General features: G+C 71.4%; 22 protein-coding genes. 6 read left to right on the top strand and 16 right to left on the bottom strand.

Going from position 1 to position 22,127, the window contains the following annotated elements; genetic code table 11:
• Positions 1–116 precede the first annotated feature (116 nt).
• Both rph and H181DRAFT_RS24890 read right to left on the bottom strand, forming a co-directional pair.
• Positions 117–842 (bottom strand): ribonuclease PH, encoded by a 726-nt coding sequence (gene rph, locus H181DRAFT_RS24895; protein ID WP_045866679.1) that lies wholly within the window; start codon positions 840–842, stop codon positions 117–119.
• Between the two features lie 65 nt (positions 843–907).
• On the bottom strand, positions 908–1,141 hold the full coding sequence (locus H181DRAFT_RS24890) for a PTS sugar transporter subunit IIB (protein ID WP_045866678.1): 234 nt from the start codon (positions 1,139–1,141) through the stop codon (positions 908–910).
• A 293-nt stretch (positions 1,142–1,434) separates the two neighbouring features.
• Between H181DRAFT_RS24890 and H181DRAFT_RS24885 the strand changes: the two genes are divergently transcribed.
• Positions 1,435–2,871 (top strand): PTS transporter subunit EIIC, encoded by a 1,437-nt coding sequence (locus tag H181DRAFT_RS24885; protein WP_078895953.1) that lies wholly within the window; start codon positions 1,435–1,437, stop codon positions 2,869–2,871.
• Positions 2,872–3,027: 156 nt separating this feature from the next.
• Here H181DRAFT_RS24885 and H181DRAFT_RS24880 read toward each other — a convergent pair whose 3' ends face one another.
• Positions 3,028–3,789: an MBL fold metallo-hydrolase gene (locus tag H181DRAFT_RS24880; protein WP_045866677.1), complete on the bottom strand. Its 762-nt coding sequence runs from the start codon at positions 3,787–3,789 to the stop codon at positions 3,028–3,030.
• 164 nt (positions 3,790–3,953) lie between these two features.
• Here H181DRAFT_RS24880 and H181DRAFT_RS24875 point away from each other — a divergent pair, with 164 nt between their 5' ends.
• A complete protein-coding gene (locus tag H181DRAFT_RS24875; RefSeq protein WP_045866676.1) occupies positions 3,954–4,391 on the top strand; it encodes a hypothetical protein in 438 nt (145 codons plus the stop codon).
• Positions 4,392–4,488: 97 nt separating this feature from the next.
• Here H181DRAFT_RS24875 and H181DRAFT_RS24870 read toward each other — a convergent pair whose 3' ends face one another.
• The 7 genes from H181DRAFT_RS24870 to clpS form a co-directional block, all read right to left on the bottom strand.
• Positions 4,489–5,439 carry a PLP-dependent cysteine synthase family protein gene (locus H181DRAFT_RS24870; RefSeq protein ID WP_045866675.1) on the bottom strand — a complete coding sequence of 317 codons (951 nt, stop codon included), beginning with the start codon at positions 5,437–5,439 and terminating at the stop codon, positions 4,489–4,491.
• Positions 5,439–5,744 (bottom strand): MoaD/ThiS family protein, encoded by a 306-nt coding sequence (locus tag H181DRAFT_RS24865; protein ID WP_045866674.1) that lies wholly within the window; start codon positions 5,742–5,744, stop codon positions 5,439–5,441. The genes H181DRAFT_RS24870 and H181DRAFT_RS24865 overlap by 1 nt, the downstream gene beginning before the upstream one ends.
• A gap of 103 nt (positions 5,745–5,847) precedes the next feature.
• On the bottom strand, positions 5,848–5,979 hold the full coding sequence (locus H181DRAFT_RS24860) for a putative leader peptide (RefSeq protein WP_368073294.1): 132 nt from the start codon (positions 5,977–5,979) through the stop codon (positions 5,848–5,850).
• Positions 5,980–6,080: 101 nt separating this feature from the next.
• On the bottom strand, positions 6,081–6,506 hold the full coding sequence (locus H181DRAFT_RS24855) for a M67 family metallopeptidase (RefSeq protein ID WP_045866672.1): 426 nt from the start codon (positions 6,504–6,506) through the stop codon (positions 6,081–6,083).
• A 147-nt stretch (positions 6,507–6,653) separates the two neighbouring features.
• On the bottom strand, positions 6,654–8,105 hold the full coding sequence (locus H181DRAFT_RS24850) for an amino acid permease (RefSeq protein WP_045866671.1): 1,452 nt from the start codon (positions 8,103–8,105) through the stop codon (positions 6,654–6,656).
• Positions 8,106–8,518: 413 nt separating this feature from the next.
• Entirely contained in the window at positions 8,519–9,163 is a 645-nt protein-coding gene (locus tag H181DRAFT_RS24845) for a DUF2017 domain-containing protein (RefSeq protein WP_045866670.1), read from the bottom strand.
• Positions 9,163–9,474, bottom strand: a complete 312-nt coding sequence (clpS, locus tag H181DRAFT_RS24840; RefSeq protein ID WP_045866669.1) for an ATP-dependent Clp protease adapter ClpS — start codon at positions 9,472–9,474, stop codon at positions 9,163–9,165. Before clpS ends, H181DRAFT_RS24845 begins: the two co-directional genes overlap by 1 nt.
• A gap of 124 nt (positions 9,475–9,598) precedes the next feature.
• Here clpS and H181DRAFT_RS24835 point away from each other — a divergent pair, with 124 nt between their 5' ends.
• Both H181DRAFT_RS24835 and H181DRAFT_RS24830 read left to right on the top strand, forming a co-directional pair.
• On the top strand, positions 9,599–10,927 hold the full coding sequence (locus tag H181DRAFT_RS24835) for a nicotinate phosphoribosyltransferase (RefSeq protein ID WP_107068841.1): 1,329 nt from the start codon (positions 9,599–9,601) through the stop codon (positions 10,925–10,927).
• Positions 10,928–11,052: 125 nt separating this feature from the next.
• Positions 11,053–11,646 (top strand): isochorismatase family protein, encoded by a 594-nt coding sequence (locus tag H181DRAFT_RS24830; RefSeq protein WP_045866667.1) that lies wholly within the window; start codon positions 11,053–11,055, stop codon positions 11,644–11,646.
• A 157-nt stretch (positions 11,647–11,803) separates the two neighbouring features.
• Here the strand turns inward: H181DRAFT_RS24830 and H181DRAFT_RS30070 are convergent, their stop codons facing one another.
• Together H181DRAFT_RS30070 and H181DRAFT_RS24820 are read right to left on the bottom strand one after the other, a co-directional pair.
• Entirely contained in the window at positions 11,804–12,082 is a 279-nt protein-coding gene (locus tag H181DRAFT_RS30070) for a hypothetical protein (RefSeq protein WP_074468045.1), read from the bottom strand.
• A gap of 387 nt (positions 12,083–12,469) precedes the next feature.
• Positions 12,470–14,713: an immune inhibitor A domain-containing protein gene (locus H181DRAFT_RS24820; protein ID WP_254666961.1), complete on the bottom strand. Its 2,244-nt coding sequence runs from the start codon at positions 14,711–14,713 to the stop codon at positions 12,470–12,472.
• A 447-nt stretch (positions 14,714–15,160) separates the two neighbouring features.
• Between H181DRAFT_RS24820 and H181DRAFT_RS24815 the strand changes: the two genes are divergently transcribed.
• Positions 15,161–15,505, top strand: coding sequence for a hypothetical protein (locus H181DRAFT_RS24815; protein WP_045866665.1), 345 nt, complete (start codon positions 15,161–15,163; stop codon positions 15,503–15,505).
• 242 nt (positions 15,506–15,747) lie between these two features.
• Here H181DRAFT_RS24815 and H181DRAFT_RS24810 read toward each other — a convergent pair whose 3' ends face one another.
• Both H181DRAFT_RS24810 and H181DRAFT_RS24805 read right to left on the bottom strand, forming a co-directional pair.
• A complete protein-coding gene (locus tag H181DRAFT_RS24810; protein ID WP_045866664.1) occupies positions 15,748–16,443 on the bottom strand; it encodes an RDD family protein in 696 nt (231 codons plus the stop codon).
• A gap of 183 nt (positions 16,444–16,626) precedes the next feature.
• On the bottom strand, positions 16,627–18,429 hold the full coding sequence (locus H181DRAFT_RS24805) for an RDD family protein (protein ID WP_045866663.1): 1,803 nt from the start codon (positions 18,427–18,429) through the stop codon (positions 16,627–16,629).
• A gap of 267 nt (positions 18,430–18,696) precedes the next feature.
• On the opposite strand from H181DRAFT_RS24805, the gene H181DRAFT_RS24800 reads away from it, so the two are divergent.
• Positions 18,697–19,161 (top strand): SsgA family sporulation/cell division regulator, encoded by a 465-nt coding sequence (locus H181DRAFT_RS24800; RefSeq protein ID WP_045866662.1) that lies wholly within the window; start codon positions 18,697–18,699, stop codon positions 19,159–19,161.
• Between the two features lie 207 nt (positions 19,162–19,368).
• On the opposite strand, the gene H181DRAFT_RS24795 is transcribed toward H181DRAFT_RS24800, so the two are convergent.
• Positions 19,369–20,736, bottom strand: a complete 1,368-nt coding sequence (locus tag H181DRAFT_RS24795) for an FAD-binding oxidoreductase (RefSeq protein WP_045866661.1) — start codon at positions 20,734–20,736, stop codon at positions 19,369–19,371.
• 221 nt (positions 20,737–20,957) lie between these two features.
• Positions 20,958–22,112, bottom strand: coding sequence for a 4-hydroxyphenylpyruvate dioxygenase (gene hppD / locus H181DRAFT_RS24790; protein WP_045866660.1), 1,155 nt, complete (start codon positions 22,110–22,112; stop codon positions 20,958–20,960).
• Positions 22,113–22,127: the final 15 nt, after the last annotated feature.

The raw sequence follows: 22,127 nt of genomic DNA, 5'->3' as shown, positions 1-22,127 counted from the left end.
GGCCCGTACCCCCTTAGACGTGCGGCAGGCCCGTGAAGTTTCCTCTCCGCACACCGAATTTCGGCCGAACCGTCCGGCGGGGTGCGCCGCCCGCCCTGCCGGGCCCGGCCGTTGGCTCAGCCGCCGACCGCCTGCCGCTGCGCGCCGTCGAGTTGGAGGCAGCCCTTGACGGCGAGGTCGAGGAGCGCGTCGAGTTCCTCGCGCGCGAACGGCGCGCCCTCCGCGGTGCCTTGCACCTCGACGAAGCGTCCGTCGCCGGTGCAGACGACGTTCATGTCGGTCTCCGCGCGCACGTCCTCCTCGTAGCAGAGGTCCAGCAGCGGCACGGCGTCGACGATGCCGACGCTGACCGCCGAGACGGTGCCCTTCAGCGGCTGGGACTTTCCCTTGATCAGTTTCTTCCCCTGCGCCCAGCGGACCGCGTCGGCCAGGGCGACGTAGGCCCCGGTGATGGCTGCGGTGCGGGTGCCGCCGTCGGCCTGGAGCACGTCGCAGTCGAGCACGACGGTGTTCTCCCCGAGGGCCTTGTAGTCCACGACGGCCCGCAGGGAACGTCCGATGAGGCGGGAGATCTCATGCGTGCGGCCGCCGATCTTCCCGCGGACGGACTCCCGGTCGCCTCGGGTGTTCGTGGAACGGGGCAGCATCGCGTACTCGGCGGTCACCCACCCCTCGCCGCTTCCCTTGCGCCAGCGCGGTACCCCTTCCGTGACGCTGGCGGTGCACAGGACCCGGGTGTCGCCGAAGGAGATCAGGACAGATCCCTCGGCGTGCTTGCTCCAGTCGCGTTCGATGGTGACGGGGCGCAACTGGTCGGCCGTACGGCCGTCGATACGAGTCATGGTCCGAGCCTAGTCCGTAGCCGGAAGGCCCCGTTCAGCCGAACGGCCCATCAGCCGCGCACGGCTCACAGCATGTCTTCGATCTCTCCCGCGAGCGGGTCGGCGTCGGTGCCGATGACGATCTGCACGGCCGAGCCCATCTTGACGACGCCGTGGGCGCCGGCCGACCGCAGCGCGGCCTCGTCGACCAGCGAGGGGTCCTCGACCTCGGTGCGCAGGCGTGTGATGCAGCCTTCGATCTCGGCGATGTTGTCGAGGCCGCCGAGCCCGGCGACGATCTTCTCGGCCTTGCTGCTCATGTGTCTTCTCCTGGTCTGCGGGCCTGGTCCCCGGCGCCGCCGGCGCACTCCGCGGGAGTCTGCACCAGTATGCGGCAAGCCGTCCGTGACGCCCCGCCGGGCGCGGAACCGGACGCCGCCCGACCGCCGGCCGGCCGCCCCCAGGAGCCGCCGAGGACCGGACGTGCGGCGCTCGAGGCGCCCCGCAGATGATCCGTTTTCCCCCGGAACGCGTACATGCTAAAAGAGGTCTAAACCATTTACAGGGTCTGCTCCACACGGCGCGACCTCCCGCAGACCACTGGAGGAAGTTGATGACCACGGCATCCCAGGCCCCTGGCAGGGGCCGCGGCTCGGGCGCGATGGCCGTCGCCCAGCGCATCGGCCGCAGCCTCATGCTGCCGATCGCCACCCTGCCGGCCGCCGCCCTGATGGTCCGGCTGGGCCAGCCCGACATGCTCGGCCGCCCCGGCTTCCCGGCCTCCGTCAACCGCATCGCCGAGTTCCTCGCCGCGGGCGGCGGCGCGCTGATCGACAACATGCCTCTGCTGTTCGCGGTCGGCATCGCCGTGGGCTTCGCCCGCAAGTCGGACGGATCGACGGCGCTGGCGGCGGTGGTCGGCTACCTGGTCTTCAAGAACGTCCTGGAGACCTTCACGGACGGCAACCTCCCCAAGGTCGAGAAGGTCGTCGACGGCGAGGTGGGCACCGTCGCGCCTCCGGTGGACGCGGGCGTCCTCGGCGGCGTGATCATGGGTCTCGTGGTCGCCCTGCTCTACCAGCGCTACTACCGCAAGAAGCTGCCCGAATGGCTGGGGTTCTTCGGCGGACGGCGGCTCGTGCCGATCCTCTCGGCCTTCGCGGGTCTCTTCATCGGCGTGCTCTTCGGCTACATCTGGCCCGTGCTGGGCACGGGGCTGCACAGCTTCGGCGAGTGGCTCGTCGGCTCCGGCGCGGCGGGCGCCGGCGTGTACGGCGTGGCCAACCGGGCGCTGATCCCGATCGGCATGCACCACCTCCTCAACTCCTTCCCGTGGTTCCAGGCCGGCTCCTACAAGGGACAGCACGGCGACATCGCCCGCTTCCTGGCGGGCGACCCGAGCGCCGGCCAGTTCATGACGGGCTTCTTCCCGATCATGATGTTCGCGCTGCCCGCGGCCTGCCTCGCGATGTACCACTGCGCGCGCCCCGAGCGCCGCAAGATCGTCGGCGGCCTGATGATCTCGCTGGCCCTGACCGCCTTCATCACCGGTGTCACCGAGCCGATCGAGTTCTCGTTCATGTTCATCGCGCCGGTGCTGTACGCGATCCACGCCGTCCTGACGGGCATCTCGATGGCGCTGGTGTGGGCGCTGGGCATGAAGGACGGCTTCGGCTTCTCGGCCGGTGCCATCGACTTCCTGCTGAACCTGGGCATCGCCACCAACCCGTGGGGGCTGATGCTCGTCGGCCTGGCTTTCGCGGTGGTGTACTACGCGGTCTTCCGCTTCGCGATCGTCAAGTTCGACCTGCCCACACCCGGTCGTGAGGCGCCCGAACCCGCCGAGGAGGAGAAGGCGGAACGGCCCGCCCGGGGCAGGCCCGCACCGGCGCCGGACGCCGTGGCGGTGGGCGTCACGGACAACGTGGCGGACAAGACGATGGGGAAGCAGGACCAGCGGCCCTCGGCCGCCGCGAACCGGAGCGGCTCCGACGGACGCGACGGCGGCGACGAGGACGAGGGCAAGGACGAGGCCCCCGCGAGGATCTGACGTCCGCGCCGGGCCCTCCCCGCCCGGACACGCCCTTCGCGTCCGCTGCCGCACCGCGGCGGGCGCGAAGGCGCGGGGACCGGCGGAAGCAGAGGTACCGGGGCGGAGGTGCCGAGGCGGACGTATCGGAGCGGACGTATCGGGGCGGAGGCGCTGCTACAGCTCGTAGACGGCGCCGGCCCTGGCCAGCTCCACCGGGCCGCCGAACGCGTCCTTCGCGTCCCGCAGATTGACCTTGGCGTCCGTCCACGGCGGTACGTGTGTGAGGACCAGCTGCCCCACGCCCGCCGCCTGGGCGCACTCCCCGGCCTCACGCCCGTTGAGATGCAGGTCGGGGATGGCTTCCTTGCCGTGGGTGAAGGACGCCTCGCACAGGAACAGATCGGCTTCCGCGGCAAGATCGCACAGCGGACCGCACGGACCGGTGTCACCCGAGTAGACGAGGCAGCGTCCGCTGTCCTTGTGCACGACGCGGAACGCGTACGCCTCGACGGGGTGGGCGACCTTCTCCGTGGTGACGGCGAAGGGCCCCAGCTCGAACGAGCCCTTGGGCACGAGAGTGCGGAAGTCGAAGACCTCGCTCATCGCCGAGGGCGAGGGGGTGTCGCCGTACGCGCTGTCGAGGCGCTGCTCGGTTCCCTGCGGGCCGTACACCGGAATGGGTGCGCAACGGCCGCCCTCGTGCCGGTAGTAGCGGGCCACGAAGTAGCCGCACATGTCGATGCAGTGGTCGGCGTGGAGGTGGCTGAGGATGACGGCGTCCAGGTCGTAGAGCCCGATGTGCCGCTGCAGCTCGCCGAGCGCGCCGTTCCCCATGTCGAGCAGCAGCCGGTAGCCGTCCGCTTCGACCAGATAGCTCGAACAGGCCGACTCCGCTGAGGGGAACGACCCGGAGCAGCCGACGACGGTGAGCTTCATGAAGCAGTGACCTCCGTTGGCGGCTGTGGGGTTTTTCGAGCCTAAGCCGCCTTGCGCTGCCTGTGGTCTCAGGAGCGTGCTGGTGTGGGCGGAATCACCAGCGCGGGGTACGGTCGGCAATCTGTGCGGTATGCGCGGTCAGGGGTCCTGGAGGCGATGCGGACGTGGGCACTTGGTGGTGGCTCGCCCTGGGCGCCGTCGTGGCGCTCTCCCTGGTGGCGGCGCTGGTCGACGGGGGCGCCCGGCTGGGTCCGCGCCGTCGCGCGCGCCGCGGCGGGGTTCCGCTGCCGCACCGTGGTCCGCGTCCCGGCGAGATCTGGTGGACGCGTGAACCGCTGCTCGTGCTCGTGCTGGCGGTGCGGCTGGAGAGCGCCCGCGTGGTGCGCGTCACAGCCGAACGCCCGGGCGGGGCGGACCCGGAGGGTCCCTCCCGTGCGGGCCTGGCGCTCCCGCCCGGCACCGTCGCGGACACGCCGGGCCGTGTCAGCACGCTGCTCACCGACGACGTGAGGGACGTGGCGCTGCGGGAGTTCGCCCGCCGCGCCGGCGAGGTGGGCCCGGACACGTGGGACCAGGTGCGCCACCTCTCCGGCGGCGGCTGAACCCCCGGGCACCGGGCCGCTGCCGGCACCCGCCGGCAGTCAGTCGGGGCGGCCCGGCCACGGTGAAGTACCCCGCGCGGCAAGGGAGTTGCGGGGCTCAGGCCCAGAGCTGCCCCTGAAGCGCCTCGACCGCGGCGTCCGTCGACTCGGCCGTGTAGATGCCCGTGGAGAGGTACTTCCAGCCGCCGTCGGCCACGACGAAGACGATGTCCGCGCTCTCCCCCGCCCGTACCGCCTTGCGGCCCACACCGATGGCGGCGTGCAGGGCGGCACCGGTGGAGACGCCGGCGAAGATGCCTTCCTGCGCGAGGAGTTCACGCGTCCGGGTCACGGCGTCCTCCGAGCCGACGGAGAAGCGCCCGGTGAGCACGGACTCGTCGTACAGCTCGGGGACGAAGCCCTCGTCGAGGTTGCGGAGGCCGTACACCAGGTCGTCGTAGCGGGGTTCGGCGGCGACGATCTGGATGCCGGGCCGCTGTTCGCGCAGGTAGCGGCCCGCGCCCATGAGCGTGCCCGTGGTGCCCAGGCCCGCGACGAAGTGCGTCACCGACGGAAGGTCGGCGAGGATCTCCGGGCCCGTACCGGCGTAGTGGGCCGCGGAGTTGGCCTCGTTGCCGTACTGGTAGAGCATCACCCAGTCCGGGTTGGCCGCGGCGTGCTCCTTGGCGACCCGCACGGCGGTGTTCGAACCGCCCGCCGCCGGCGAGGAGATGATCTCGGCGCCCCACATGGCGAGGAGCTGCCGCCGCTCCTCGCTGGTGTTCTCGGGCATGACGCACACGATGCGGTAGCCCTTGAGCTTCGCCGCCATGGCGAGGGAGATGCCGGTGTTGCCGGAGGTGGGCTCCAGGATGGTGCAGCCGGGCGTCAACCGCCCGTCCTTCTCGGCCTGTTCGACCATGTGGAGGGCCGGACGGTCCTTGATGGAGCCCGTGGGGTTGCGGTCCTCCAGCTTCGCCCAGATCCGCACGTCCTCCGACGGCGACAGACGCGGGAGACGGACCAGCGGGGTGCCGCCGACGGCGTCCAGCGGGGAGTCGTAGCGCATCAGCGCCGCGTCCCCCGCGCCTCCGCGGCGCCGGAGCCGCCCGCGACCGCGGGGAGGATCGTCACGTTGTCGCCGTCGCCGACCTTCGTGGTGATGCCGTCGAGGAAGCGGACGTCCTCGTCGTTGAGGTAGACGTTCACGAAGCGGCGCAGCTCGCCGCCCTCGACGAGGCGGTCCTGGATCCCCGCGTGCCGGCTCTCCAGGTCCTCGAAGAGCTCCTTGATGGTGCTGCCCTCGCCCGCGACCGACTTCTCGCCGTCGGTGTAGGTGCGGAGGATGGTCGGGATGCGGACCTCGATGGCCATGGAGGGCTCCTGTGGATGTGGAGGCGGGCAGGACGGTACGGGAGTGCGTCGGCGGGATCGTGTATCTGCGGGGGCTGTGGCCGGGCGGCCGCGCCGGGCGGGCTCAGGCGCGGGCGTACGTGCCGCACGGGGAAGCCCCCAGTGCGCTGGCGAGGCGGCACAGGTCGACGTGCAGGCGCCCGACGAGCAGCGTGCCCGGGGTCTTCGAAGATGCACTCACGTCGTGGACAACCATGGGCTCATCGTAACGATTCCCGGTCGCCGGTCCCGATGTTCGTCCCATGATGCGGACGGAGGCGTCTCGGATGGCGATTCGTCCTGTTCTGTCCGGCACGTTCAGGACGCGCCCGCGATGTCGACGTCCTCCTCCGTGACCACTCCGTCCACGATGCGGAACGAACGGAAGGAGAACGGGCCCTCGTCGTTGCCGCACTCCGCGGTGGAGACCAGGACGTAGTGGGCGCCGGGCTCGTTGGCGTAGGTGATGTCGGTGCGGGAGGGGTAGGCCTCGGTGGCCGTGTGCGAGTGGTAGATCACGACCGGCTCCTCGTCCCTGTCGTCCATCTCGCGGTAGAGGCGCAGCAGATCGGCGGAGTCGAACTCGTAGAACGTGGGCGAGCGCGCCGCGTTCAGCATGGGGATGAAGCGCTCGGGCCGGTCCGTGCCCGCCGGTCCCGCGATGACCCCGCACGCCTCGTCCGGGTGGTCCTTGCGGGCGTGGGCGACGATCTTGTCGTGCAGCTCCTTGGTGATGGTCAGCATGCCGGGAAGGATATGCGGCCTCTGTCCGCTCCCCGAAGGCGGTGGGGCTGGGGCGTACGGGCCCGGTCCGCGCCGGGCGCCCGGCGCGGGCCCCACCTCGCGGCGGCGGGTGCGGAGACGTGCGCCGCACCCGCGCCGCGGGCCTCGTCAGCGGGGAGAGCCGCTCTCGAACGTGTCCGGATTGCGGGCCTTGATCGTGAAGTACGCGACGACGAGGCCGGCCCCCCACACCGGCGCCCCGTAGAGCGACACCCGGGCGTCCGGGTCGAAGCCCATGAGCACGACGACCAGCCCGATGAAACCCAGCGCGACGTAGCCGGCGTACGGGGCGAAGGGCGCCTTGAACGTCGACTCGGGAAGCCTTCCCCGATCGGCCGCCCGGCGGTAGCGCAGGTGCGAGGCGAGGATCATGACCCACGCCCACATGCCGGAGATGGTGGCGAAGGAGACGACGTAGTCGAAGGCCTTGGACGGCCACTGGTAGTTGATCCACACGCCCACGGTCATCAGCGCCGCGGAGAACGTCGTGCCCAGCAGCGGCAGCCCGTTGGCCGTCAGCCTGGTGAAGGCCTTCGGGCCCTGGCCGTTCAGCGCGAGGTCGCGCAGCATGCGGCCGGTGGAGTACATCCCGGAGTTGCAGGACGAGAGGGCGGCCGTCAGCACGACGAAGTTGACGATGGCCGCCCCGGCCGGGAGCCCGATCTTGGCGAACGCCGCGACGAACGGGCTCGTGCCCGGCTCGAAGGCCGTCCAGGAGACGACGGAGAGGATGACCGTGAGCGCCCCGATGTAGAACAGCGCGATCCGCCACGGCACGGTGTTGACCGCCCGCGGCAGGGACTTCGCGGGATTCACCGACTCCCCCGCCGTGACGCCGACGAGTTCGACCGCGAGGAACGAGAACATCACGATCTGAAGGGTCATCAGGGTGCCGCCGACGCCCTTCGGGAAGAAGCCGCCGTCTGCCCAGAGATGGCTCACGGACGCCGTCTCCCCGGCGTCGGAGAAACCGAGGGTGAGGACGCCGGCCCCGATGAGGATCATGCCGAGGATGGCGGTGACCTTGATCATCGAGAACCAGAACTCCAGCTCCCCGAAGAGCTTCACCGAGATCAGGTTCGCGCCGTACAGCACGAGCGTGAAGACGAGGGCGGACACCCACTGGGGGACGGCCGGCCACCAGTACTGCACGTACGTCGCGGCGGCGGTCACCTCGGTGATCCCCGTGACGACCCAGAACAGCCAGTACGTCCAGCCGGTGACGAAGCCGAAGAAGGGGCCGAGGAACTCGCGTGCGTACTCGGAGAAGGACCCCGAGACCGGGCGGTACATGAGGAGTTCGCCCAGCGCCCGCATGATGAAGTAGATGACGGCGCCCGCCAGCGCGTAGGCCAGGATCAGGCTCGGGCCCGCCTTGGTGATGGCCTTTCCGGCGCCGAGGAAGAGCCCCGTGCCGATGGCGCCGCCGATGGCGATCATCTGGATCTGCCGGCTGCCGAGCCCGCGCCGGTAGCCCTCCTCCGGAGGTGCGGAGCCGGTGAGTGTCCCGGTGCCGCCGCCCGTCGGAGCGCCGTGGCCGGAGACCTGCTCAGAGGTCATGAGTCGCGCCTTTCTCCCTACCGGCCCGGCCGTCCCGGACCGGTCCCGATGCCCCGCCGCGGGAGCCGTGCGCACGCCTGCGGCCGGCCGGCCCGGTGCTGCCGCCGCGGTGGGGCGGCGCCTCAGCGGCAGTACGCGGATCCGCCGGCCGGTTGCACACCTGCCGTAGACGGAATCAGCCCAAACCGGAACAACCGGGACCATCATCGGGGACGGCGCGGCGCTGCCGTGTGTCCGCCGCCGGGTCTTCCGGCTCCTCCCAGCGGACGGAGCAGCGGAACCGAGCGGCGCGGGGCGGCGCGGGGCGCGGCGGCGCGGGGTGGGGGCGCGGCGGGAGGGGGCGGACGCAGCGCGGACTGGCGGCCGACGCCCGGTCCCGCGTCGGGCCGGACACCCTCGCCGTACCGCTCCTGTCAGGGGAGCAGCGTCTCCACGAGCGTCTCCTGCAGGCCACCGAGCCAGAGGTAGGCCATGACCATCGGCTTGCGCGGGTCCTCGTCCGGCAGCGAGTAGAGCCCGCTGCCGTCATCGTCGTCCGTCACTTCGAGGCGCGCACCGATGGCGAGGCGGAGGTCGTTGAGAGCGCCGAGCCACTGACGCGACTCCTCCGGCTTCAGGGTGAGCACCGCGCCGGCGCCACTGCCTGCGCCCTGGGGGTACCTCCCGGGCCCGGAGGGCCCAGGGGGAGGATCGGGTGCCAGGGCGTCGAGCCCCCGGACCACGGCGAGGCCGTCCTCCCGCTTGCGCGCCCGCAGTTCGTTCTCGGTGAAGCGGCGGAACTCGGCGGCGGCGCGGCGCTCTTCGTCGCTCTCCGCCTGCGCGCCCGGCCCGCCGCCGTAGGCGTCCGGGAAAAGGCGCGCCAGGGCGGGGTCGGTGGGCGGCTCCGTGGGGCCGTCGGCGAGCAGCGCCGCGAACGGGTCCTCGCCCTCCGCGGGCTCCTCGCCCGGACCGATCAGCTCCAGGAGCTGGACGGCGAGGCTGCGCAGGATGGAGATCTCGATCTCGTCCAGCGCGATGGCGGCCCCGCCGTCGCCGGTGGGCTCGAAGTGGCCCGCCATCAGCGGTCCTGCTGGAGAGTCGCCCACAGCCCGTAGCCGTGCATCGCCTGCACGTCGCGCTCCATCTCTTCGCGGCTGCCGGTGGATACGACAGCCCGGCCCTTGTGGTGGACGTCCATCATCAGCTTCTTCGCCTTCTCCTTGGGGTAGCCGAAGTAGCTCTGGAAGACGTAGGTCACGTAGCTCATGAGGTTGACGGGATCGTTGTGCACGATCGTCGCCCAGGGCAGATCCGGCTCGGGGACCTCGGCGGGTTTCTCGGCCGACTCGGGCAGTTCGATCTCGGCGGGGGCGACACTCACAGGTCCCATGCTGCCACTCAGGGGCGTCGGGTGGCCAAACGACCCGGACCCGATATCGTCAAACTGACGAGATGTGCGGTACGCTCGGGCGTGTCCCGCCCCTCCCGGGGGCCCGCCGATGCGAGGAGTTCAAGTGACCATGGCCGACAGGGGACTGCCGGTGGCCGTGCCGTCGACGGCGCTCTTCACCGACCAGTACGAACTCACCATGCTCCAGGCCGCGTTGCGCGGCGGGACCGCCGAACGGCAGTGCGTCTTCGAGGTGTTCGCACGCCGGCTTCCGGAGGGCCGCCGCTACGGGGTGGTCGCCGGCACCGGCCGGGTCCTGGACGCGGTGGAGAACTTCTCCTTCGACGGGAAGGTGCTCGACTTCCTCAGGCAGCGCGGCATCGTCGACGAGCCCACGCTCGAATGGCTCTCCTCGTACCGCTTCAGGGGCGACATCCACGGCTACCCGGAGGGCGAGGTCTACTTCCCCGGCTCCCCCGTGATGCGGGTCCAGGGCACCTTCGCGGAGTGCGTACTGCTGGAGACGGTGGTCCTCTCGATCCTCAACCACGACTCCGCGGTCGCCGCCGCGGCGTCCCGCATGGCGGTCGCGGCGGGCGGGCGCCCCCTGGTGGAGATGGGGGCGCGGCGCACGCACGAGCTGGCCGCGGTCGCCGCGTCCCGGGCCGCCTACGTCGGCGGGTTCACCTCGACCTCCGACCTCGCCGCCGGGTTCCGCTACGACATCCCCACCGTCGGCACCAGCGCGCACTCCTTCACCCTGCTCCACGACAGCGAGCGCGGCGCCTTCACCGCGCAGGTCGACTCCCTCGGCAGCGGCACCACGCTGCTCGTCGACACGTACGACGTCACCGAGGCCGTAGGCGCCGCGGTCGACGTCGCGGGACCCGGCCTCGGTGCCGTGCGCATCGACTCCGGCGACCTGCTGCTGCTCGCGCACCGCGTCCGCCACCAGCTCGACGAACTCGGCGCGACGCGGACGAAGATCGTGGTCACCAGCGATCTCGACGAGTACGCCATCGCCTCGCTGGCGGCGGCGCCCGTCGACGCGTACGGCGTCGGCACCCAGCTCGTCACCGGCAGCGGCCACCCCACGGCCGCGATGGTCTACAAGCTCGTCGCCCGCGCGGACTCCGACGCGCCCGGCGCACCGCTGCGTCCCGTGGCGAAGAAGTCCATGGGCGGCAAGACCTCGCCGGGCGGCGCCAAATGGGCGGCGCGTCAGCTGGACGAGGACGGCGTCGCGATGGCCGAGGTCGTCGGCACGGGCGAGGTACCGGAGGAGCTGGCGGACCGTCTGCTCCAGGTGGAACTCGTCCGCGGCGGCAAGGTCGTCGCGAGGGAAGGGCTCGACGCCGTCCGCGACCGCCACAAGGAGGCGCTCGCCGGGCTGCCGATGTCGGCGATGCAACTCTCGCGCGGGGAGCCGGTGTTGCCGACGGAGTACGCCTGACGCACCGGGCGCCGGTGTTGCGCGGGTGACATCGTGTGCGTGGGACCTCCCGCGAAGGCCGCGCAGTCCATAGGGTCGGGCCCGACCGACGTTCCCGACCGCCCAGACCCCCCGAAAGGCATCACATGCACCGGGCACTGATCGTCGTAGACGTGCAGAACGACTTCTGCGAAGGCGGAAGCCTCGAGGTCAAGGGCGGTGCGGACGTGGCGGCTGCCATCACCGACCTGATCGGCGACGCCTCCACGGGCTACGACCACGTCGTGGCGACCCGCGACCACCACATCGAGCCGGGCGACCACTTCTCGGACAACCCCGACTTCGAGCACTCCTGGCCGCCGCACTGCGTCGCCGGGACCGAGGGCATCGGCTTCCACCCCAACTTCGCCCCCGCGGTGGCCGCCGGCTCGATCGACGCGGTCTTCAGCAAGGGCGCCTACACCGCCGCCTACAGCGGCTTCGAGGGCGAGGACGAGCACGGCGTCCCGCTCGCCGAGTGGCTGCGGCAGCGCGACGTGCGGGAGGTCGACGTCGTGGGCGTGGCCACCGACCACTGCGTGCGCGCGACCGCCCTGGACGCCGCCTCGGAGGGCTTCAGCACGCGCGTACTGCTGGGGCTCACCGCGGGCGTCGCCCCGGGAACCACGCAGCACGCCATCGAGCAGCTGCGCGAGGCCGGTGTGGACCTGACCGGCACGCCGGTGCTGGCCGACGGCTGAGCGGACGCCCGCGCACGCCCGAGCCCCCGCCATCGCGCGGGGGCTCCCGACGTGAGGGTGCGGCCGCGAGCGACCCGACAGGCGGCCCTGGCTGCTCCTGAGCCCGTGGGCCCCGGCAGAGGGGCCGGGAGGGGGCCGGAAGGAGCCGGAAGGGGCCCTAACCCGTACGGACCCGGTGCGGGGGACGCAGCAGGGACTCGATCGGGTGCCACGCCTCGCGGTCGTCGCCGGGCGTCATGCGCCAGACCAGGCCGTCGGGGTGGTGCAGCACCGCTGTGATCTCGTCCGCTGTGGGCGGCTCCGCGTTGCCGCGGAGGTAGACCGACCGCATGCCCAGGTTCCGCAGCCTGGTCAGGGCGCGAGCACGGTTGAGCGAGTGGACCAGCACACGGACGCGCGACTCGTCGCCGTACGGCCGCGACGAGACGGCACGCACCGTGTGCGGCTCGTCGGCGTGCGCCGACCAGCGGCGGCCCCGGCGCTCCAGACCGTCGTAGGCGCCGCCCGCGCGGCCCTGGCGCACGGCACCCGGCCCGGGCGCACGGTCCTCGGCGACCGCCTCCCGGCCCGCGTGCGGAGTCTCCCCCGTGACCGGTTCAGGCTGCCTGTGCAGCCGCTGAACCGGCACCGGCAGCGTCAGCGCGACGATCACGCTTCCGTCCGGCAGCTGGACGAATCCGCCTCCAGCCATGATCAACAACACCCCCGCGAGAACTGTTCCGGTGGACCTCCGCGAAGGTCCGTCACGTGCATCTAAACGCGATCGGCCGTCGCCCGCCAGGGGGGCAACGGCCGATCATGTTTTGACCTGCAACGATGCAAATTAATTTGTGGAAGGTCTCACCTGAAGGGTGATCGTCTTACCCGAGCGGGACTGCTTGAGGATCTTGACCTGGGTGTTGGTGTCCGGCACCTTCACCCCGGCCGTCGGGTTGGACTTGTACCAGTACGTCCCCTTGCGGTCGTCGAAGACCGAGACGCCCTTCTTGCCCTTGACCTTCACGGCTTCGCCGTCGTTGTGGAGAGTGATCCCCTTCGAGGCGAATTTACTGAACGGGGAGTCGTAGGCCTGCATGCGGTTCCGCAGCGGCTTGCCGTCCGACCACTTCTCCGGCTTGGCGTGGGCGTCCACCGGGAGGATCAGGCCCTCGCCGGGGTGCGCGGAGACGTTGTTGTCCAGCTGAGAGGTGTCCCAGAGCCAGAGCAGCAGCCCCTTCTCGTAGGCGTAGCGCTCGACCCAGTCGGGTCGCGTGGAGGCCCAACCGAAGTTGTACGGCCCGTACTTCAGCGCCTTGTCGTACGAGGAGTGGTTGCGGTTCTCGGCGAGGTAGAACTGCGCGTACGGCTTCGTGAAGGACTCGCCGATGCGCGAGAAGCCCTTCGTGGCCCAGCCGTTGTCGTCGTCGCCCTCGGCGCCGTCCTCGAAGACCTTCTCACCGTCGGCGGTGATGCTGATCGCGTCCGCGGCGAAGCCCTTCTGGGCCACCCCACCGTCCGTCAGATAACGGAAGCGAACATCAATCTTCTTCCCTGCGAACTCGTCGAGCGGGTACGAGAGATCGAGGTACGACTTCGACACCCCGGAGAGCGCCGGCTGGTCGCTGCCGTCCCGCGGGATGGGCTTGCCGTCGGCCGTTCCGTCGATCGGCGTCCACGTCTCGCCGCCGTCCTCGGAGACCTCGGTGTAGAGGAAGTCGTAGTTCTCCTCGATGTCCCACCAGCCCTGAAGGTCCAGCGACGCCTTGGACTTGCCGGTCAGGTCGACGCTGCGGCTGAGCGTGTTGCGCAGGTCGTCGCCGCTGCCGCTCCACCACTGCTTCTCGCCCTCGGCGGGCTTCGTGATGGTGGTGGTGACGTCCTTCTCGGGCAACTCGACTATGACGGCCTGCTTGTTCTTCGTCTGGTACGAGTGAGTGCCCAGCTTGTGCGTGGACTTGGTGGCGGCCTTCGCCTTGCCGTAGTCCAGCCAGCCCAACTGCAGCTTGTCCCAGGCGTTCATGTCGCCGGCGGAGTCGCCGATGGCGTCCTTGCCCTTGTTCAGCCAGGAGCCCACGGACATGATCGACCAGAAGCCGACCGAGTTCTCGCCCTCACCGGTGGTGTCGTAGTGGTCGGGCAGGCCCAGGTCGTGGCCGTACTCGTGGACGAAGACGCCCAGTCCGCCGTTCTCGGGCTGCGCGGTGTAGTCGCCGACCCAGATGCCGGTGTCGCCGATCTCGGTGCCGCCGGCCTTGTTCTCCTCGGGACCGGTCTTGCCCGCGTCGCTGCCGTACGCGTACCAGCGGTGAGCCCAGATGGCGTTCTCACCCTCGGCACCGCCGCCGGCCGACTCGTCCTCGCCCGCGTGGACGAACTGGAAGTGGTCGATGTAGCCGTCCGACTCGTCGAAGTTGCCGTCCTCGTCGTAGTCGTAGCGGTCCCACTTGTCGTACTCGGCGAGCTGGGCGGCGATCTCCTCGTCGGTCTTGCCGTCCGCCTTCTGGTCCTCGACCCACTGGTTCACGCCGTCGCGGACGGCGTCCCACACGGTCGGGCAGTTGGTGTCGCCGCAGTAGTTGGAGCCGTAGCGCGCCTCGTTGTAGTCGACCTTGACCCAGTCGGAGACGGCGCCCTCGACGGAGTAGCGGCCGGAGGACTGCTTCTCGTAGTAGCTCTTGACCGAGTCCTCGGTCTTGTCCGAGAAGTAGAGGTCCTGGAAGTGCTTCTGGTCGAAGTCCTTCTTCCAGTACGTCGAGTTGTCGTCCTCGCGCTTCGGCGCCGGGATCTTGTTGTGGACGGGGCCGGGCTCGCCGCCGTACTTCTCGTCGACCTTGTCGCCGAACTCGAGGAGGATGGTGAAGATCCTGTCGGTCTTCTCGCGCCCCAGCTCGACGTACTTGCCGCTGTCGAGCTTCGCGACCTTGGATCCCTTGCGGTCCACCAACTTGGCGTCGCCGCTGGCGACTTGCTCAAGGGCGGCCTGGCGCTGAGCGTCCTGCTCGGCGTCGAAGGGGCCCTTCAGATTGTCCTCGCTGTGCCCGGCCTTGCGCTGGCCCGGCGTGCCGGGCTGCAGGAGCCCGGACTGCATTGCGGGATGTGCGGACGCCTGCGGCGCGTCGGCCGGCTGGGCCTGGGCCGCACTCGCGGGTATGAGTGCGGTCGCGCCTATCGCGGCGACTGCCGTCGCCAGCGTGGCTGCTCTCGATCTCTTGGATCGCCGTCTGCCGTTCACCTCTGCGGTGCCCTCCCCTGTGGAGTGATGTGACAGGAGGTATTTCATAGCAGCAGAGGGAGAAAAGACAGACCCTGATGCACAGATTCGTCCCGCTCGACCAAGTACCCCCGTATGTCCATCAGTTGGGACGGCCCGAACCCCGTGCGACTGTGCGCCCCCTGTGCAACGCCGACGTGGCCGGGCTCACGCTTACCGTTGGGTGTGGCCGGGCATCCCGGTCGTAGAGTCTTACGAGAGCTTTCAGCGCCGGATCGATCGACCGGCCCACCCCCGATATGTCTCCCGAGGACGGATCACGCCATGCCGCGTCCGACCCCAGCACAGTTCGCCTACGGTTCGGTCACCGTCATCTGCTCGACCCTCGCGATGCTCCTGCTCTCCAAGTCCCCGTCGGGGGCCGGAGTCGCGGTGATCGCGGTGGCGGCTCTCTCCCTCGGCGTCGTGGTGGCCCTCACCGCACCCGGTACGGCGAGGTCCCGGCGGTCACACGGAGCTGCGAGCACGGGGCAGGCGCCTGCACGCGCCTCCACGGTCGCCGCGGGCTCCCGGGTGCACGCGCGGCACGGCACGGCGGCCCCGGCCGTCGCGGCGGGCCGCTCCGGCCGGGCCGGGCGCCGTCTCGCCGAGCCGTCCCTGCGTCACTGAGCGACTGCGGCCCGTCGGGCCGCCGGAGGGACGCGCGACGGTCCCTGCCGTCACGCGGCCCCTCGTCACACGTCCCGTCGTCACACGGGCTGCCGTCACACGGGCTGCCGTCACACGGGCTGCCGTCACGCGTCCCGTCGTCACACGGGCTGCCGTCACACGCGCTGCCGTCGCGAGTTCCGTCATGTGGCCGCGCGCCTTTCGCGGCGCGGTCCTGCGGCACGTGGCGACGCCGCACGGGCTCAGCCCGTCTCCACCACCACCGTCTTGGCCGCCTTGTCGTGCAGACACTGCCGGTACGGCTTGTCCCACGTGCAGAAGAGCACGTTGACCAGCCAGAAGAGGAAGCCGACGCAGGGGACGAGAGGCGGCACGTGGTAGACGAGCGTGCGCACCCAGCCCGGCAGTCCGCGCGGCACGTCGCCGTCGGCGAGCATCGCGACCCGGATCCTCATGAGCTTCTTGCCGACCGTCTGACCCGAGGTCGTCAGCATCAGGCCCTCGTAGACGAGGTACACCAGCGAGTAGATGCCCTGCTGCGTGTAGGTCCGGCCGTCGTCGACCGAGTTCCAGTCCCCCTGCGTGAGCCAGAAGACGAGACCGAGGGGGATGCCGATGAGCAGCGCGTCGATGATCCTCGCCAGCAGCCGCTTGCCGCGCGAGGCGAGGGGCGGCATGCCCGCGAGCGGATCGGCGGCGCCGCTCATGTCGCCGTAGGGGTTGCTGCCGTAGGGGCCGCCCGCGTAGTGCCCGTACGGGCCGCCGCCGTAGGGGCCGCCCTCCGGGCCCGCACCGCCGGGCGGCGGAGGCGGGCTGCCGTACGGGCCGCCGCCGTACGACGGCGGGGGCCCCGAGGGGCCGCCGGGCTTCTCCTCCGGCGGCTCCTGCGGGGCGTCCCGCTTGCGGAACGGGTCGGGGTCCGGCTGATCCGAGCTCATGGGCCGAGTGGAACGCGCGCCGGACGGCCCCGCATCCGGCGTGCGTCATCGGAGTGAGGCGCCTGGGACGCTCCGGAGTCCGGAGGGGCCGGGAGGCGGCCGGACGGGCGGTGCCCGCACGCGCGAAGGCGGCCGCGCAGGCGCCGCGGCGGTCCGCGGAGAGCCCGGCCGCCCTCGGAAGCCCTACAGCCGGATCTCCCCGGAGTCCTTCGAGACGAAGGTGCCGGCCAGCTTGTCGTGCCAGCACTGGCGCCACGGGCGGTCGAAGAGGCACCACATGACGTTGACGACGCCGACCACCAGAACCGACAGGGCGCCGTGCACCAGCCAGCGCGTGCACGCGCTGCGGAAGCCCGGCTTGTCCTGCTGCTCCATGGTCAGCACGCGCAGCCCGAACAGCTTCTTGCCCAGAGTGCGGCCCCAGCGGCAGGTCGGCAGCACCTCGTAGAGGAGGCCGAAGAGGACCAGCGCGCCGAGGACGGCGGCCAGGTAGACGCCCGTGGTGCCGTCGATCAGCCAGACCTGTTCCGTCCTGCCCGCCTGCCGGACGGCTTCGATCTTCGCCTCGATGTGGTCCACGGCCTGACCGGTGAAGAGGAAGGCGACACCGGCCCCCACGGCAGAGGTGAACAGGCCGTCGACGACGCGGGCGCCGAACCGCTTGCCCAGCGCGGCGGGACGGGCCTCCTGCTGGGCCGCCCGCAGGAACGGGTCCGAGACGGGAGGCCGCCACGGCGTGACGGGCTCGGCGCCGCCCTGCGGGGCGAAGGGCGCGCCCGGGGCGGGAACGCCGGGGGCGCCGGAGGCGTCGCCGCCCACGCCCTGGTTCCGGCCCGCGAGGTCCTGCACCTGCTGCGCCCAGGCGGGCTGCTGCGGGCTCTGGGGGACGGCGGGCGGGCCCTGCTGCTGCGGCGCGGCGGGGGCCGGGCCGGGCGCCTGCTGGACGGGAGGCTGAACCTGCGCCGGTGGCTGCGAGGGCGTCTGCGGCTGGGCCGGAAGCTGCGGCTGGGCCGGAGCGGACTGCGCGGGGGTGCTCTGCGCGGGCAGGGAGGCCGCCGACTGGTGTGCCTGGTCGTTCCTGCGCTGGGCCGCCACGTCCGAGCGGCGCAGCCCCACCGTGTGGTCCGGCACCGGGGCGGACGCGCCGGCCTGGCGGGCGCGCGCCGCGTTGCGCAGATCCTCGGCGCTCATCGCGCGCATCTGGAAGGTGCCCTCGGGGACCGGCGGCTGCTCGGCGCCGGGCGTGGCGCCCGCGGCGGGCCGTCCGGCGCTCCCCGCTCCCCCGCCGCTCTCCCCGCCCTCGGCGCCCGTGCCGGTGCCGACCGCATCCGCACCGCCGGACGGGCTTCCCCCCGCGGTTGCCTCCTCGGGGGAACGGCCCCATCCGCCACGGGGATCGGCGCTCGCGACACCCGAAGTGCCGTCCGCTGAGGCGGTTTCGCGCTCACCGCGGCCCCACGAGACGCGCTCCTCGCTCCGTCTCGCGAAGCCCTCCTGGCGGGAGGCGTCGGCCTGCCATGCGGAGGCGGGCTCGGGGCGGCGGCCGTGCAGGCGGCTCGGGTCGTCCCAGTCGAGCGTTTCGCCCTGCGCCTGTTCCACCTCGCCGCGGGGGCGAACTTCCGGGAGGGAGCTGCCACTTCGGGCCGGCGGCACCCGGCCGCCCGTCTCCGCGCCGCCGTTGCCGGGGTCTGTGCCGCTCTGTCCTGCGACGCCGGCGCCCGTGTTGTCCTCGTCGAGGAAGACGGGGCCCGTCTCCTCCGTGGGGGCGGGTTCCGCCCTGGAGGCGGGCGGCGCCGAGGAGATGGCCGTGGACGCCGCCTCGGCGGTCGGCGGCGAGGGCATCGGCTCGCCCTCGGCGGGTTCGGGACGGCTGGTGCCGGGCACCCAGGAGGACCCGTTCCAGTAGCGGATGTAGCCGGGGATGGACGGATCCGGATAGAAGCCGGGGGCAGGGCCGCCACCGGTCCCCGAGAGAGGCGCACTCATAGTCCAGGTCCCGTATCTGTTCGACCGTTGTGTCGTCGTGTTGCTTACGTGCTGTGCAGTTACCCCGCGCGGAGGCAATAGTGAAGCGTAGTGTCCACATCTACCAGACAGGGCAGACGACTTGCCCACCCCAGCTGGACGCGTACTCCCTCCACGGAGGAAGAATGAAGCGAAGACGCGTGACGAACCAATGCCCGGGCCCTCTCTTCCAGTGCACGCCACCTCAGGCTGCGCGCCTGGCCTCGTGATTGCGAAAGGGGCGCTCCGATGAACATGCTCGTCGAAAGCGAAGTGGAGATCCGGCTGGTGCTCTCCCGCGAGCGCAGCCTGCCCGTACACGCGCTGCTGACGTACCGCGCGGAGGATCCCTACGCCGTGCGCGTCGCCTTCCATGTGGGGCCGGGGGCACCGGTCACCTGGACCTTCGCGCGTGAGCTGCTGGTCGAGGGCGTCTTCCGGCCCTGCGGCGAGGGGGACGTGAGGGCGTGGCCGGCGAAGGTGCAGGGCCGCGACCTCGTCTGCGTGGCGCTGTCGTCGCCGGACGGGGACGCGCTGCTGGAGATGCCCTCGTCCGTGGTCTCGGGCTGGCTCGAGCGCACTCTGCGGCTGGTCCCGCCGGGGCGCGAGTCCGGCATCCTGGGCATGGACGCGGCCTTGAAGGGGCTCATGGAGACGGCGTCCGGCGACGACGCGCGCCTGCCGTCCGACGAGTCGGGTGATGCGGAGGTGTGACGCGGCACTCCCCGCAGTTCACTCGTTCGCGTCATCCGAAGCGGTCCCCGGCAGGGCCACGCCCCGCACGGCGCCGCAAGTCGCCGCTGCCGTACGGCTGTTGCCCTGGGGGACGCCGGGCACGGGACGCCCCTCACGGCCGGCGGTGCACCGGGCAGTCCTCCGTGCCCCGTGGGTGACGAGGGCGAGGGGCGTGCCCGCGCGGAGTCAGAACAGTTTGCCCGGGTTCAGCAGGCCCAGCGGGTCGAGGAGTTGCTTGATGCCGCGCTGCATCTCCAGCCCCACCGGGCCGAGTTCACGTGCCAGCCACTCCTTCTTCAGCACGCCCACGCCGTGTTCGCCCGTGATGGTGCCGCCGAGGTCGAGGCCGAGGGCCATGATGGCGTCGAACGCCTCGTGCGCACGCCGCGTCTCGTCCTCGTCGTCCGGGTCGAAGCAGACGGTGGGGTGGGTGTTGCCGTCGCCGGCGTGGGCGCAGACGCCGATCGTCAGGCCGTACTTCTCGCTGACCGCGGCCGTGCCCTCCAGCATGTCGGCCAGCCTGGAGCGCGGCACGCACACGTCGTCGATCATGGTGGTGCCGGGCAGCGCCTCCAGCGCGTAGTGCACGCTGCGCCTGGCCTGCAGCAGCATCTCCGACTCGGCCTCGGTCTCGGCCGGTACGACCTGCGAGGCGCCGGCGGCCTCGCACAGCTCGCCCACGGCGGCGAGGTCGGCCCCCGGGTCGTGCGTGTCGAACGCCACCAGCAGCAGGGCCTCGGTCGACTCGGGGAGCCCCATCTTCGTGAGGTCGTTGACAGCACGCAGCGTCGTACGGTCCATCAGCTCCATCAGGGACGGCACGTGGCCGCTCTCCATGACCCGGCACACGGCGTCGCCCGCCGCCGCCGCGGAGGGGAACTCGGCGGCCAGGGCGAGCTGCCGTGGAGGGCGGGGCCGGAGCGCGAGCACCGCCCGTACGACGACGCCGAGGCTGCCCTCGGAGCCGACGAAGAGCCGGGTCATGTCGTAGCCGGCGACGCCCTTGGCGGTGCTCCGGCCCGTGGACATCAGGCGGCCGTCGGCCAGGACGAGGTCCAGGCCCAGCACGTACTCCGCCGTGACTCCGTACTTCACGCAGCACAGGCCGCCGGCGGCGGTGCCGATGTTGCCGCCGATCGTGCACTGCTCCCAGCTGCTGGGGTCCGGCGGGTAGTGCAGGCCGTGCTCGTTGACGGCTCGCGTCAGCACGGCGTTGACGACGCCCGGCTCGACGACCGCTGTCCGGTCCGCGGGGTTGATCTCGAGGATCCGGTCCATCCGCAGCAGCGACAGGACGACGCAGCCGTCGGCGGCGTTGGCCGCGCCCGACAGGCCCGTTCGCGCGCCCTGCGGCACGACGGGGACGCGCAGCGCGGTCGCCGTCCGCATGACGTGCTGTACCTCCTCGACGCTGCGCGGCAGGACGACGGCCGCAGGTGTCCCGGCGGGGCAGAAGTCGGCCATGTCGCGGGCGTAGGAGGCGGTCACGTCCGGGTCGGTGAGGACGGCGTCCGCGGGAAGGCCCTCCCGCAGCCGTGCGGTCAGCTCGCTCATGCCTCTCACCCTCGCACCCGCGGGGAGCCGCGGGGAAGGCCGGGCGGAGCAGCCGCGGGAGGACGGAAGCGCAGGCCGGCGGGGGCAGGAGCGCGTACCGGCGAGCGGGGCGCCGCCGGGGCTCCTGGGAAGCGGCTTCCGAGCCGGAGGGGCCGGAGAGCGGTGCGGGCCGTACGGACCGGCTGCCCGGTCCGTACGGCCCGCTCGGGGCTCTGGCGGCGTCAGAGGTTGCCGCGCTTCTCCTGCTCGCGCTCGATGGCCTCGAACAGCGCCTTGAAGTTGCCCTTGCCGAAGCCCATGGAGCCGTGTCGTTCGATCATCTCGAAGAACACCGTGGGCCGGTCCTGGACGGGCTTGGTGAAGATCTGCAGCAGGTAGCCGTCCTCGTCGCGGTCGACGAGGATCTTCAGCTCCCGCAGCGTCTCCACGGGGACGCGGGTCTCACCGGCCCACTCGCCGAGCGTGTCGTAGTACGAGTCGGGGGTCTCCAGGAACTGGACGCCGGCGGCGCGCATCGCGCGCACCGTCGAGACGATGTCGTTCGTGGCGAGCGCGATGTGCTGGACGCCCGCGCCGCCGTAGAACTCCAGGTACTCGTCGATCTGCGACTTCTTCTTCGCGATCGCCGGCTCGTTGATCGGGAACTTGACCTTCAGGGTGCCGTCGGCGACGACCTTGGACATCAGCGCGCTGTACTCGGTGGCGATGTCGTCGCCCACGAACTCCTTCATGTTCGTGAAGCCCATGACCTTGTTGTAGAAGCCGACCCACTCGTCCATCTTGCCGAGTTCGACGTTGCCCACGCAGTGGTCGATCGCCTGGAAGTTGCGCTTGCCGGGCTCGACGATCGGCTGCGCCGGGGCGTAGCCGGGGAGGAAGGCGCCGTTGTAGCGGGACCGGTCCACGAGCGTGTGCCGGGTCTTGCCGTAGGTGGCGATGGCGGCGAGCACGACGGTGCCGTGCTCGTCGCTCTCCTCGTGCGGCTCGGCGAGGCCCTGCGCGCCCTGGGAGACGGCGTACTCGTACGCGGCGCGTGCGTCGGGCACCTCGATGGCCAGGTCGACGACGCCGTCGCCGTGGGCGGCGACGTGCTCGGTGAGGAACCGTCCCCAGTCGGTCGACGGCTTGATGACGGAGGTGAAGACGAACCGGGCGGAGCCCGATTCGAGCACGTAACTGGCGGTCTCACGGCTGCCGTTCTCCGGACCGGAGTACGCGACGAGTCTCATGCCGAAGGCCGTCGAGTAGTAGTGGGCGGCCTGCTTGGCGTTGCCGACGGCGAAGACGACCGCGTCCATCCCCTTCACCGGGAACGGGTCGGCCTGCCGGGCGTCCTCGTGCGATGCCGGCGCGGGAGCTGCGTGGGTCTCAGTCATGACTTCAGGCTCCCG

The sequence above is a fragment of the Streptomyces sp. WMMB 714 genome (assembly GCF_900090125.1).
Taxonomy (GTDB): Bacteria; Actinomycetota; Actinomycetes; order Streptomycetales; family Streptomycetaceae; genus Streptomyces; species Streptomyces daqingensis.
This window is presented reverse-complemented; position numbering and strand designations above follow the sequence as displayed.

Coding starts and splice junctions, on each gene's coding strand:
- H181DRAFT_RS24805 (WP_045866663.1), bottom strand. CDS start 18,429: ATGAGTGCGCCTCTCTCGGGGACCGGTGGCGGCCCTGCCCCCGGCTTC.
- H181DRAFT_RS24890 (WP_045866678.1), bottom strand. CDS start 1,141: ATGAGCAGCAAGGCCGAGAAGATCGTCGCCGGGCTCGGCGGCCTCGAC.
- H181DRAFT_RS24855 (WP_045866672.1), bottom strand. CDS start 6,506: ATGCTGACCATCACCAAGGAGCTGCACGACAAGATCGTCGCCCACGCC.
- H181DRAFT_RS24845 (WP_045866670.1), bottom strand. CDS start 9,163: ATGGCGGGCCACTTCGAGCCCACCGGCGACGGCGGGGCCGCCATCGCG.
- H181DRAFT_RS24820 (WP_254666961.1), bottom strand. CDS start 14,713: ATGCAGTCCGGGCTCCTGCAGCCCGGCACGCCGGGCCAGCGCAAGGCC.
- hppD (WP_045866660.1), bottom strand. CDS start 22,112: ATGACTGAGACCCACGCAGCTCCCGCGCCGGCATCGCACGAGGACGCC.
- clpS (WP_045866669.1), bottom strand. CDS start 9,474: ATGGGACCTGTGAGTGTCGCCCCCGCCGAGATCGAACTGCCCGAGTCG.
- H181DRAFT_RS24850 (WP_045866671.1), bottom strand. CDS start 8,105: ATGACCTCTGAGCAGGTCTCCGGCCACGGCGCTCCGACGGGCGGCGGC.
- H181DRAFT_RS24870 (WP_045866675.1), bottom strand. CDS start 5,439: ATGCGCTACGACTCCCCGCTGGACGCCGTCGGCGGCACCCCGCTGGTC.
- H181DRAFT_RS24885 (WP_078895953.1), top strand. CDS start 1,435: ATGACCACGGCATCCCAGGCCCCTGGCAGGGGCCGCGGCTCGGGCGCG.
- H181DRAFT_RS24880 (WP_045866677.1), bottom strand. CDS start 3,789: ATGAAGCTCACCGTCGTCGGCTGCTCCGGGTCGTTCCCCTCAGCGGAG.
- H181DRAFT_RS24860 (WP_368073294.1), bottom strand. CDS start 5,979: ATGGTTGTCCACGACGTGAGTGCATCTTCGAAGACCCCGGGCACGCTG.
- H181DRAFT_RS24810 (WP_045866664.1), bottom strand. CDS start 16,443: ATGAGCTCGGATCAGCCGGACCCCGACCCGTTCCGCAAGCGGGACGCC.
- H181DRAFT_RS24800 (WP_045866662.1), top strand. CDS start 18,697: ATGAACATGCTCGTCGAAAGCGAAGTGGAGATCCGGCTGGTGCTCTCC.
- H181DRAFT_RS24830 (WP_045866667.1), top strand. CDS start 11,053: ATGCACCGGGCACTGATCGTCGTAGACGTGCAGAACGACTTCTGCGAA.
- H181DRAFT_RS24815 (WP_045866665.1), top strand. CDS start 15,161: ATGCCGCGTCCGACCCCAGCACAGTTCGCCTACGGTTCGGTCACCGTC.
- rph (WP_045866679.1), bottom strand. CDS start 842: ATGACTCGTATCGACGGCCGTACGGCCGACCAGTTGCGCCCCGTCACC.
- H181DRAFT_RS24865 (WP_045866674.1), bottom strand. CDS start 5,744: ATGGCCATCGAGGTCCGCATCCCGACCATCCTCCGCACCTACACCGAC.
- H181DRAFT_RS24795 (WP_045866661.1), bottom strand. CDS start 20,736: ATGAGCGAGCTGACCGCACGGCTGCGGGAGGGCCTTCCCGCGGACGCC.